Origin of the sequence: Roseicyclus mahoneyensis, assembly GCF_003148775.1 — a bacterium.
GTDB lineage: Bacteria > Pseudomonadota > Alphaproteobacteria > Rhodobacterales > Rhodobacteraceae > Roseicyclus > Roseicyclus mahoneyensis.
This window is the reverse complement of sequence record NZ_QGGW01000001.1, coordinates 977154-989379: the sequence shown is the minus strand read 5'-3', so window position 1 is coordinate 989379 and position 12226 is coordinate 977154. Positions and strand designations below refer to the sequence as shown.

Genomic DNA, 12226 nt, shown 5'->3' with positions numbered 1-12226 from the left:
CGGGCGGGTGGGCCTCAGCCCATCCGCCGCCCGACGCCGTAGAGCGCCATGCTGACCGCGAAGCCCGCCAGCGCCGCAAGGTCGAGTGCCAGCGCGCTCAGGATGAGCGTGACCGCCACGCCCAGCCCCATCGACAGGGCTGCCGCCCGCGGCGCACGGTCCCCCAGTATCAGCGCGCCGAAAACGGCGGGCAGGAACACGACCAGCGTGTTGAAGGCCGCGATGATCCCGGTCAGCGCGTCGCCCAGGCCCAGTGCCACCAGCCCCAGCGCCGCGAAGAAGGCCAGCACCACGCCCCGGATCCGCCCCAGCGAGAGGGATGTGCGCGCAAGGCTCGTCATCAGCGGCATTACGAAGGTGTCGATCGACGACATCACCGCCATCATGACCATCACATCGGCCAGAACGGGCAGGCCCAGTGGCATCAGCGCGCGCAGCACCGCCAGCACGTCGCCCAGTTCCGTGCCGCCCGCAGCCCCGCTCAGATGCCCGACATGGGCCAGCAGCAGATAGACCGGCGCGCAGATCGCCGCCGCCGCGAGATAGGCCCGCCGCGCAGTCGCGGCGCTTTCGGCGGTGGCGATCCGTTGCCAGTTGTCCACCGCCAGCACCGCCGAAAACGGCAAGAACACGATGACCGCGATCAAGAAGGGCAGCCCCCACGGGCCAAGGTCGAAGACCGCGACCCTGCCCGCGGCCTCGGCGACCCCGCCTTGCCACAGGCCCGCAGCGACCAGCGCCATGCCTGCCAGAATGACCAGCGCCTGCACCAGATCCGTCTCGGTCGCCACCCGGTAGCCGCCTAACGCCGTGTAGCCCCCCATCACCGCCACCGCGAGGGCCAGCGCCGCCCAAGGATCCAGCCCCAGCGCGCCCTGCACGATCAGCGCCAGCGCCATCAGCTGCACGATGATCCTGAGCGAGAATGCAACCGCCACTGGCAGCCAGATCAGCCCAACGTGCCGCACGCCATGGGCGCGGGCGACATAGTCGATCATCCCGTAGCTGTCGGTGGCGCGCGAGGCGCGGTGGATCGTTCCACACAGGGCCGCGCACAGCACAAGCCCGGCCGCGTAACTCCCCGCCACGGTGTAGCCGATCACCGGGCTTTGCGCCGTGAACAAGAACAGCGCGACGAAGGTGCCGATCCCGATGTTGCCGCAGACCACGCTGGCCAGCGTCAGCCCCAGCGTCGTCTTGCCGCCGTTGAACAGATAGGCCTCACGCCCGATCCCGCCGGTCCGCACCAGCGCGTAGGCGACGGGCGCCAGAAGCCCGATCAGCACCACCCAGGGTGCCATCCCCTAGCGCAGCCTCGGGGGGGAGGCATCGCGCGCCCGGTCCTCGCCCATCAACCAGCCCAGCGGCCCCGACATCACCCGGTGGATCAACTCGGGCCGGCTGCTCACCCCCATCTTGTCGAAGGTCCGCTTGATGTGGCTGCGCACCGTCGCGTCACCCACGCCCATCGCCTGCGCGATCGCCTCGGTTGTCATCCCCTCGGCCAGATGGACTGCCACCGTCGCCTCCTGCCCGGTCAGGCCATAGGCCAGCGACAGAAGGCCCGCCCGGTGCTGCCGGTCCGCGCCCCGTGTCTCTGGCGCGCGCAGCACCAGCAGACGACCGGGCGGCGCCATGCCGCCCGCCATCGCGGTCAGCCCGACGGGCTGCAGCAAGACGCCCACCACATGCCCCTCGTGCATCACCGGCACCTCGTCGCATGCGCGCCGCCCGTCGCGCCCGCCCGCCGGTCCCGCCGCAAGGATGCGTGCGACCGCCCGCTGCAGGTCCAACCGCTCCAGCGGTTGGCCCGACAGCGTCGCCACCGCCCCGGCAAAAGCGCTGTTCCAGTCCCTCAGCGCGAAATCCGCGTCCAGCACCGCGACACCCACCGCCATCCGGTCGATCAGCTCATGATAGAGCCGCCCCATCGCGGCCGCCTGCCGCAACTCCTCGCGCAGCTCGAAGGCGCGCTGCCAATGGGGTTGAACGGTCTGCATCAGCGCGTCCATTCCGGCCGGGTCCGCATCGCTGCTCAGGAGCAGGCGATAGAGCAGTTCGACCCAGCGTTCGTCATCCTCCAACGCCGCGTAGCACAGGTCGATCAGGGCCGGGATGCTCACCGGATCGCCTACGGAGACCCCCAGCCGCGCCAGCGCCGTCTGATAGGGCACCGCATCGTCTTGCGGCAGGGGGGTGGCGTCTGAAGTGCCCGACAGCCATTCCGTGATCGCGGGCGCGACCGGCAGGCGGGGGGCGTCGATCAAGATGTTGGCGCGCACCCCCTCGATCGAGCGCAGGGTCACATCCGCCACCCCGCGACTGTGCCACCAGTCACGCAACCGGCCCGACAGGCGGCCGCCGCGGGTTTGCGGGTCATCCGGGCCGCTCAGGATCAACACCCGTAGGTCGGCGGGCATTTCTCCCGGCCCGATGTCGGTCCAGATCGCGTCCATGCCTTGCAACATGGCGATCCAGTAGCCCAGCGTCGGCGTCGGAAAACCGCGCGGGTCCTGCAACACACGCGCCACGGTGTCGGGGTCGGCGCTGATCGTATCCTGGTTTTGGCTGCCCGGCGGCAGATGTGCGCGCAAAAAGCCGTAGAGGTGATGCTGGATCTGGGGATCGGGCCGGTCGAGCGGATGGGTCATCCGACGGAACCGCAAGAAGGCCATGACCAGCGCTCTCAACCCCGGTTGCGGCGGGATCGGCGCCGCCATCACGAGGTTGCCGGCAAGGTCCGGGTCGCGGTGCAGCATCTGGGTCATGAGGTGCCCCGACATCGCCCCCCCGATCAGCACCCGGTCCTTGCGCGGCACGCCGCGGAAGGCGACACGCGCAAGCGCGGTCATGTCCTCAAGCCAGTCGCTCCAGCCTGTGTCGGGGTCCAGATGCGCCAGCGGCTGCCGTTCCGTCACCGACCCGCCATGGCCCCTCAGATCGCCCGCCAGACAGGCGATGCCCTGTTGCGCCAGCGCTTCGGCAAGCCCAGTCATATGCCCCGAATGAACCGTCGGCCCATGCCCGATCACCGCACTGAAGACCGTCCGTCGCCCCGAGGGCAAGACATGCCGCATCAACAGCGGCATGCCGTCCGCCGCCGCGATCATCGAAGTCGAGGTGATCGCCGGGTCGGTCTCCCTTCCGGATTTCACGCGTGGCACCCTTTGTGACGGCGCGCGGCTCGCGGGTGGCCGCGCCACGAGATCGGATCGCGTCTCATCATCCGGGGCGGCCTGTCACTGCGTGTTGCCAATTCGATTAATGTCAATCTGTCCCAAAGACATAAAGCGATATTGCACTGGGTCGAGCAACAGGCTTGTGACCCCGCAGCGTGCTTTTGGTCTGCCCGCCTCCCCCAAACGGGGGATGCCGGGGCGGCCCCGCCGCGCGACGCTACCCGCCGAGGCGTCGGGGACCACCGATGCGACCGCAACATCTGGATTGGCCGTGATGCAATTTTCCTCTTGGCGCAGCCGCGCCTGTGTCCTTGCCTGCTTTGTGCTGGCCATGCTGATGGCGGCAGGGCCCGTCCGCGCCACCGGCCCATGGGAAGGGACCTGGACGACCACCTACGGCGAGCTGCGCCTGCGCCAAGATGGTGCGCGCGTCTGGGGCGACTACATCAATCAATCCGGTGTGATCGAGGCGCGCACAAGCCCCGACGGCTTGTCGCTTTACGGAACCTTCCTGCGCGCGGATGAGGGGTGGGGCCTGATCGAGTTCACCCTTTCCGGCGCGGGCTGGCAAGGTGCGTGGCGCTGGAACGACGTGCCGCAGCCGGGTGACGCCGCGTGGAACGCCACCGCCCGCACCAATGCCGCCCCGCCTGTCCTGATCCATGCGGTGGGGCCGGGGCCGTTCTGGCCGCCGACCTTTGCAGGCCAGCCCGCGGGCCGCTACGCCACCTGGATCTTCGGCCCCGACCAGCGCGACCCCCATCAGGGCGGGACAATCGGCCCACCGGCCGTGGATCCGGTGGGCGGATGGTATGGCGGATACGACACCGACCTCTTCCCCTCGGGCTACAATGTCTCTCTCTCCATCGACGACCTCGACGGCCCGGGTCAGGCGATCATCGACCTTGCCTTCTTCGCCCCTTCCGGCAGCCCGCAGGCCGCCCGCAACAGCTGCCCGCGCGAGATGCATCCGCAGTTCTGCGCCGAGCTTCACGCCCGGTTCAGCCCCGATATCGCCAACCCCAGCTTGCTGGCGATCAACCTGCTGGGCGCGCGGATCGAGACGCAGCGGATAGCCGTGGTCTTTGCGCTGGCGGGCGACGCCACGCCGCGCCTCATGCTGTTGACGCGCGAGGGGATCGGCGGCGGCGACCTGCGGGAGCGTCTGACGATTTACCACCCCGTGCGCGGCCTTGACCTCGACACTGTGACCCTGTCCTTGCCGCACCCCTGTGACGCGGGCACCTGCGGCCCATGGCGCAGCGCGGCCGAGCGTTCGGGTGCGGGCCCGCTGGCCGATCCGGGCCTTGTCGCCTCTTATCTCGCGCTGCCCGACCTGCGCGCCGCCGCTCACGGACAGGGCACGGGGCCCACGCCGCCCGCGCCGCCGCAGCAAACAAGCGGTCCCGCGTCGCTTGCCGCGCTCACCTCGGGCACGCTTGCGATCACCGATGGTTACGGCCAGATGCTGGGCGCCCTCGAGCTGCGTCCGCGCGGTGACGGGACACTGATCGGCGGCGGATGGCTGGTTCCCGCCGGAGCCACCGGCGCAGCGGTCGATATCGGCGTCTGGACCAATACCCTGACGGCCGAGGCCGTGGATCTGACCCTCGAGCGCCCGACCATCCCGGCCTCGCCCGCCGGACGTCTGCTGGTGACCCTTTCACAGATGTCCCCCGGCGCGCCGCTGACCGGCACCCTCGTGCGCGGCGACAGTTGGGACCTTGTCACGCTGGCGCGCATCGAGCCCGAACCCCACCACGACGAAGAGCTGTTCGATCTGCCCGGCGTCGGCGTCTACGGTCCCCCCTACCGTCTGCGCAACACCAATGGCGGCGGCGTCGTCTTGCGCAGCGCGCCGCGCTCGGACGCGCCCACACAAGGCAGTCTCGAGGCTTGGGCGACCGATATCGTCGTGACGGGCTGCACGCCCGAGATCGACAGCCTGAGCTGGGAACTGGCCAATCTGACCCTGCGCCGTCAGATGCTGGATGCCGTCTGGTGCGAAGCCTCGCGCGGCCCGCAGGCCGGCGGCTGGGTGCCGGGCTACTTTCTGGATCCTATTCCGCAATGAAGTCCGAGGTCTGATCGGCGGCTGCCGGGCGCGCGGGGGGACCGGGGCCCGCCGCGCAGGCCCCCGCCACGACCAGATCGGCGCTCACGTCATTGCGCCGCGCAACCGGGCCCGCCGACACAGCAGCGTCACGTGTCCGCACCGCAGATCATCGGCGTCTCGTCATCGGTCCAAACCCGACAGTTCCGCCGCCCTGTCTCAAGCCACCACGACCGTGTCCATGATCGGGGAGCGCAGACGACCCCCCAAAAAAAAGCAGCGCCCTCGGCAAAGCGGTCACGCCGGACCCATGCGTCACCAGCGGAATGGCCTGTGAAAAAAGGGCCATGCGCGCGCGCCCCCGGTCTTTCGGCGTCACGATGACACCATGCACAAAGGGCAGCCGGGGCTGCGCGCCGTGCTATTTTCGGACCACAACCACCGCTTGATCGGCATGACCGAAGGGGATGATCTCCTCGATCTTGAAGAACCGGCTCCAGACCCTTTCGATGTGCTGCTCCGGCGTGAAGACCACGCCGCGATAAGGACCGGTCTGCGTGTGGCGGAAATAGCGGTTCTCGGCGGTCAGCGGGCCCTTGAGCGTTTCTGCCGCTTCCGGGGAGTATGTTGCAAGACGACTGGACAGCCGCTTCGCGTTCTGTCCCTCGCCTTGCTGCAGACGGGCCCAGTGGCTTTCGGTCGATACCGTCAGATAGCCCAAGGCGCAGGGCTTGAGCATGCGCCGCACCTCGGCCAGGAAAGCTGTCTCGAACACGTCGATATGGGTGAAGACCGAAAATGCGGTGACGAGATCGAAGTAATTGTCTTCGACCGGATAATGCGGCAGGGCGGGCATGACGATCGGGCGCACATGGTGGGGCATGTGGGTTTCGAGAAACCGGATGTGCCGATGGTTTATGTCGCAGCCCCAGATCTCGGGGATGCCCGACTGGAAGGCGAAATGGCGCAGTACACGACCGGACGCGCAACCGATATCCATCATCGTGTTGATCGTCACACCGTGACGCGCGACGATCTGCGATGTCAGATGGTAGTCGCGCAGTCCCGAGAGCCAGTAGAATTCGTGATTGTCATCCCCGTAGCCTTCGCGGTCCTGACGGACGGGCAGGGGTGCCGTGTCACGTCTTGCCATGTCCAGAAGCGGTAGGTCCCCGATATCCTCCAGGCCGCGTCCTGCGCCGATCATCCCGAAGGCATCGACTTCCCATTCGGCGACAGGCGGCACAAGCTCGAATGGGGCGGTGTCGAGGGCATGGGCCGAAAGATCATCTTCCCAGCGCAGCGGGCGCGTTTCTTCGGCCCTGCCGGTGGCCGAACCGGCAGCCGGGGCCGGGGCCGGGGCCGGCCGCGATGACGGGGCTACGGGGGCCGCCGCCCGCTGTCTGGGCTTGGCGTTCGGCGCCTTGAGGTCGATCATGTCACGCAGGCTTGCCGCGTCGCGGGCGGCAGCCATGGCGATGCGTCCGGGTCTTGTCCCGGTCCTGGGCGCGCCATCATCGGGCATGTCGTCTTGCACCCAGATATATGTGCGCACCGCGCTGAACCCCATCCAACGGAGGATGCGACGCAAAACCAATGGGCCGCTCGGCAACCAAGACGTTGCAGCGACCACGGACCCGGCATCTTTTGCGGCGGCTTGCCGAAGCACCAGTTCGGGTTTTTCGGGCTGGTTCACATCGAACCATGCGCATGCCGTATCGATGAAGAGCACCTCGCCGGTGTGGTCCGCGGCCTGCTTGAGCGCCGCGATCGGATCGGCAAGGCGATGGAAGATGTCCTTGAACCAGGTGACATCGTAGGTTTCTGCAGACCTCGCCAGATCATCGGGCGATCCGACCTCGAACAAGATGTCCGACGCATCGCCTTCGCGATGTCTTGCGACGAACCGGGCCTGCGCGATGCAATGCGCTTGGCTGTCAAGGCCAAGGACCCGTCCGGCGCCCCGGTCGGTGGCGGCAAAGACATATCCACCGGACTTGCAGGCGCAGTCGAGAAAAGACCGCCCCTGCAGGCCGTCGGGGTAGATCTGCCGTGTTGCGTTCTCGAAAGCCCGATCGGCGTCATGGCTCACAATCTGCGCCCCGCTTTCGTCCTGAACGATGTCGGAATCCGTGAAGCTGCCGTCCCCAAGCCTGATCCTGTGATGCCAGGGGCCAAGCGCGTTCACCTGTTCGCTGATTGTTTCTTTCGATGTCATCAGGCGCCCTCGGCTTGTTTGCTGTGAACGTTCGGCCAGATCGAGACACGCCCCTCCGCCAAGGGATTGAGCGACCAGAGCTGGGCGGCGGCCTGTGCATCGGAAAGCCTGAGCTGCTCGAGATGGGGCAGCATCGGGTAGACCGCGCCAGCCGACAAGGTGCCTGCCGTCTCGACCGCCCTGATCGGGAAGGCGAGGGGGCCGATGTCGTGATCGGTCAGACATCCCAAGGTGTTAACAAGTGTGACGCGCCGGGGCTTGGGGTTCTTGAACAGCGCAAGAAGCCGCGTCCGTCGTGCCTCGGTCGTGTCGTGTTCCGGCTGACAGACCCGGTAGCGCCACCTGCGCGCGGTCAGGCCGGCGATCACCTCATCGGCTTCCTGTCCGAAACGGCCGTCGATCAAGACGATACGCGCCTCGTCGATCGGCATCTCGCGGTGCAGATCATCCAGCAGCCGCAGGTCGCGCAAGCACCCTTCGATGACAACGAGGTGATCCTCGGGTGCAAGGGCGGGCATGTCCGGCCAACCGCATTTGGGGGCGCGACCCGCCGTGTCCCGGATGATCCGGTAGATGTCGTCACAATAGGAGCGATAGTCCCAATCTGACCGGATCTGGTCCCGCGCAGCGGCGCCCTGCCTTTCACGCAGGTCCGGATCGTCGACATAGCGCCCGATCGCAGCGGCCGCGGCAGCAAGATCGCCCATCTCCACGACGGTGCCGCAGGCATCCCCGACAAGTTCGGGCGCACCGCCCCCATTGCGGAATGCAATGACCGGAAGGCCGCAGGCCATCGCCTCGTGGATCACGCAGGGAAAGGGGTCGGCCCGCGCCGACAAAAAGAACAGATCACCGCCAGCAAAGACCTGTTCGATCGCCGCTGTGGAAGGCAGAAACCGGATGCGGTCGGAAAGATCGTGACGCGTCAGCACGTCGTCGACATAGCCGAACGCGGCGTCACGCATCCCGAACCAGACGAAATAGACCGGCCTGTCGCGCGTTTCATCCTCGAGGAAGAGGCGGGCCGTCTCGATGAACATGTCGGCCCCCTTGCGGATATCGACCGTGCCCACGTTCAAGACGATGAAGGCGTCATCCCCAACCCCCAGTCGCTCGTGCAGGAGCCTTCGGCATTTGTGACGGTCGACCACCCCGAAATCATCCTCCAGCAGGCCCTGGCCCCGGATGGTGGTCGTCGACAGGTCAAGGGCGGCGTGACTGGCGGCGACGCGACTGACGAATTGCGATGGAAAGACCGACTTGCGCGAATAACTGACGATCGAGGCAAAGACCTCGGGCGGATAGTAGCTGGCGATCTCGTGGATCAAAGACACGACGGGCACGCCGATCTCGGCCAGCGCCCTGCCGATGTGGAAACTCTCGGTCGAGTTGACCAGCGCGCAGACCGGCATGTTGCCGTGAAACAGGCCGTCGGGCCCGAAAGCGTCCTGCAACTCGCGGCTTGCGTATCCATCCGACCAGGCTTTGCCCCGGCGTGATGTGGTCATCACATGGGTATGGGACAGCGCCTTGAACTCGGGCAGTCTTTCGCCGCCTTCGTCGAGGATAGAAAAGCACTCGAAAAGGCCCGAGCGGCTGAACATCTCCAGCAGGCGCAAGATAATGGCAGGTGCCCCGGTCCGGGAGGCGTCGTGGCTGACGAAGATCAGGCGGGGTTTGGCAAAGAGCCCCGACCGAATGTAGGCGGAAACCTCGGACGGACCGCTGAGGCTGCTTTGGTCGAGATGAGAATGGACGTATCCGTGGGAGAAGAAGCTGTTGGGGCTGCGCCCTTCCACAGCACCGTAGGTCCAGAAATGCCCTGCTGGGTCGACACCCGCCGCCGTCACGTCCGGATTGGTCTTTCCATAGAACGCAAGGTCAAGCACGGGGGGCATCTCGACGGCAGGTTGCGGGGTCATGGTCCGCAGGCGGTTCCTTGCACGCTTGCGCAGTTTGTCGATCATGGACGCCCCCAGTCGAGGACCGACATCGACGCCGCGACCCGCGGGTTGATCGCGGACATCTCTTCGATCTGGGACGGTCGACGGGTCAGGACCCGATCGAAGGTCATACCGAGCGTGTAGAGCACACCCATTTCGGCCGCGCTGCCGCGCGCCAGCAAGACCGACCGGTCGAACGCCTCGATCTCGGCGGCATCCAGAGCCTCTACCGCGCCCGCAATCGCGATCTCGCGGCACCCGCTGTCATGGATCAGCGCGGCGATTCCCTGTGGCATATCCGGCACGCGCGCGCGCGCCAGATCGAACCAGAGGATCGGCATGCCGCGCCCGGTCGTCTTGCGCGTGGCATGCTCGGCCAATGCGTCGATAAACGATTTGTCAGGCACGATCAAAAGCATCTTGCCCATGCAGGGATGGTCCGCGTCAACAAGGCCAATGTCGGGGACAAGGCGCCTGATCGCTCCGTCGGTGCGTGCGATGAACCCGGGCAGCCCGGTTGTCTCCGCATCCACGATACGCAATCTCCGTGCCTGAGGGTCGCTGACCAGTCGGCGCAGCACGTCGCGTGCCGCCGCAAGATCGTAGCGGCCGACCAGAAGACCAGGGTTCTGCGCAATCACATGGGCCAGAGTCGCATCGGTCGGCTGCTCCATCATCAAGACAGGCAACCCGGCCCGTGCCGCCCGCGCCGCGCCGCCATCACCGCCCCCGTCGCGGCCAAGGTTGACGTAGATGTCGGCAGCCGACAGCACCGCATCGATCGCTGGTGCGTCGATCTTTCTGAACCGCGCCGCGCCACCTTCGGCAAGCCCCGCGAAATGTGCGGCGTAGAACAGCGGCGTGTTGGGGTGCGACGCGGTGGAGCCATGCCACAGGAACGTCGCGTCTTGAAACGCGTCCCCGCCGTCGCCGCACAGGCCCGCCAACGCGCCAAACAAGTCCGCGCCATCCGCCAGCGTGCCGGTGCCGCTGGACAAGATCACGACAGCAGCGTCATCCAGCCCCAGCGCCTGCCGCACCCGGTCGCGCCGTGCGCTCGACGGTGCCACGCTGACTGTCTCGGCCATCAGCCCGGGTGCCAGCTTGTGTCGCGATGTCTCCTTGATCGTCAAAAGCAACTGCCGGACCGCGTCCCCATCGCACAAGATCAGATCGGTCAGATCGACAAGCTGCGCCGCGTCTTCCAGCGACAGCCGCGACAGCCCGGTGTCGCCGAAGACGGCGAGGTTCGGCCCAAACTGCGCAAATTCCGCCACCACCGAAGCGCCTGCGCCCGCGTCGACAAGCGTGACGAGCGCCGGGTTCGCGGCCAGCACCCTGCCCAGCTGCGTGACGGCTGAGCGCAGAACCGCCGGGTCCATCGTGTGAAGGGGCGGGTCGGCCAGATGCCAGACATGCGCGACCTCGAAGAAGGATGCCGACATCGGGCCGGGCATGGCGGTGGCGACGACAATCTCGAGATCGGAGTTCGCAAGCTGGGCGGCGCACAGGCCGAGGAAGGCCCGGTTGACCGTCGTGTCCTCCATCGTCGGCAGCACCACAAGCAGGCGCTTTCGCCGCTGCCAGCCCCGTTCGAAATAGGCCGCCAGCGGGTCCGGGTGATCCACGGCCAAGAGCTGCGCCTGGGCCTTGATATAGGGCATCGAGAGAAGACCGTTCGGGCGGCGGCCGGCACGATAGCCGAACCGGAAGTAATGCTCGCGCAAGACCTGCGGGCTCGTCTCGGTGGGCAGGTACATCTTGGCATGGTGGCTGGGACTGAAATCAGGTGTTACCGACAAAGGAACATCCGCAGGCGATGTGGCAAGCAATTCGGCCACGGTCTTGCCCGTGGGCGGTTGCGCGCGCTCAAGCAACTGGGCCGTCGAAATGTCGATCAAGGGATGCGGCTCATAGTGCCGGTGCCCGCCTGTGAGATAATGCAAAAGCGCGCTCTCGTCGCAGCCCGACCGGGCCCTGTAATGGGTCGCCTCGAAATAGGGCGATGGTGACAGACCTGCTGCCTGGCCTATGGTGAGGAAATGCTCGAGCGATGGGTTTGGCACCCGCCCCAGAACAGCCCGCGCTCTTTCTGCGTAAAAATCCGGATCGAACAGCGGATGGGGCGACGGCGGGGTCTGGCTGGTCAGGTAGTGATAGACGGAATGGGCGAGATGATCGCGGCCCGCGACCTGCGACCGGTAGAAATCGACATCGAACAGCGGGTGTGTCGACAGGTCCTTGCCGCAGTTCCAATAGTGCAAGATCGCGTCTTGCAAGGTGTCCAACCGCTGCTCCACCTGCGTGCGGATATGGGCCAGATCGATCAGCGGGTGCGGGCGATCATGCTGGAGCCGCCCGGCGAAAAGATCGCACAGGAAATCGGGCCCGATGCCTCTGCCAGTATTCGCGCTCAGGAAACCGGGATCGACGAAAGGACTGAAGCGGACAAGCCCGGTGTCGAAATGCGCAAGCGCGTGCAGGACTGCACCAAGCGGCGAAGGGTCGGCAACACGCGCGGTCTTGGCGTAAAAGACCCGATCGAACAGGGCGTTGATGCTGCGCCCCTGCAGTGCCCCCAGCGTCAGGTAATGCGTCACCGGATTGACCGGCCCGTCCATGCCCAGCCTCATGCGCTCCAGCGTGTAGTGACCCGCGTCGAAGATGCGGTTGGGTGCGGGCGGATCTATCCGGTCTGGGTCCAGCAGGGCTTCGATCACCACGGCATCGCGCGCCTCCGACAGCGCGGCGTCGGTGGATCTTGCATGGTCCAACTCGAAGAACCCGCGATGCGCTTGGAACAAGGAGAGAGGGGTCATCGCCAGCGCCGCCA

The 12226-nt window shown here is 66.7% G+C and carries 6 protein-coding genes; 1 reads left to right on the top strand and 5 read right to left on the bottom strand.

The genetic code is table 11. The features are described 5' to 3' along the window. Window positions 1–14: 14 nt before the first annotated feature. Window positions 15–1301, bottom strand: coding sequence for a sodium:solute symporter family transporter (locus C7455_RS04855; protein ID WP_109665976.1), 1287 nt, complete (start codon window positions 1299–1301; stop codon window positions 15–17). A gap of 3 nt (window positions 1302–1304) precedes the next feature. After that, window positions 1305–3155 carry a serine aminopeptidase domain-containing protein gene (locus tag C7455_RS04850; RefSeq protein WP_146199925.1) on the bottom strand — a complete coding sequence of 617 codons (1851 nt, stop codon included), beginning with the start codon at window positions 3153–3155 and terminating at the stop codon, window positions 1305–1307. Between the two features lie 298 nt (window positions 3156–3453). Here C7455_RS04850 and C7455_RS04845 point away from each other — a divergent pair, with 298 nt between their 5' ends. Further along, window positions 3454–5253, top strand: a complete 1800-nt coding sequence (locus C7455_RS04845; RefSeq protein WP_146199924.1) for a hypothetical protein — start codon at window positions 3454–3456, stop codon at window positions 5251–5253. Window positions 5254–5653: 400 nt separating this feature from the next. Here C7455_RS04845 and C7455_RS04840 read toward each other — a convergent pair whose 3' ends face one another. From C7455_RS04840 to C7455_RS04830, 3 genes are read right to left on the bottom strand one after another with little or no spacing between them, the layout of a single operon-like run. Beyond that, window positions 5654–7450: a class I SAM-dependent methyltransferase gene (locus C7455_RS04840; RefSeq protein ID WP_170118995.1), complete on the bottom strand. Its 1797-nt coding sequence runs from the start codon at window positions 7448–7450 to the stop codon at window positions 5654–5656. Then, window positions 7450–9417: a glycosyltransferase family 4 protein gene (locus C7455_RS04835; RefSeq protein WP_109665968.1), complete on the bottom strand. Its 1968-nt coding sequence runs from the start codon at window positions 9415–9417 to the stop codon at window positions 7450–7452. The genes C7455_RS04840 and C7455_RS04835 overlap by 1 nt, the downstream gene beginning before the upstream one ends. After that, window positions 9414–12212 carry a hypothetical protein gene (locus tag C7455_RS04830; RefSeq protein ID WP_146199923.1) on the bottom strand — a complete coding sequence of 933 codons (2799 nt, stop codon included), beginning with the start codon at window positions 12210–12212 and terminating at the stop codon, window positions 9414–9416. The genes C7455_RS04835 and C7455_RS04830 overlap by 4 nt, the downstream gene beginning before the upstream one ends. Window positions 12213–12226 lie beyond the last annotated feature (14 nt).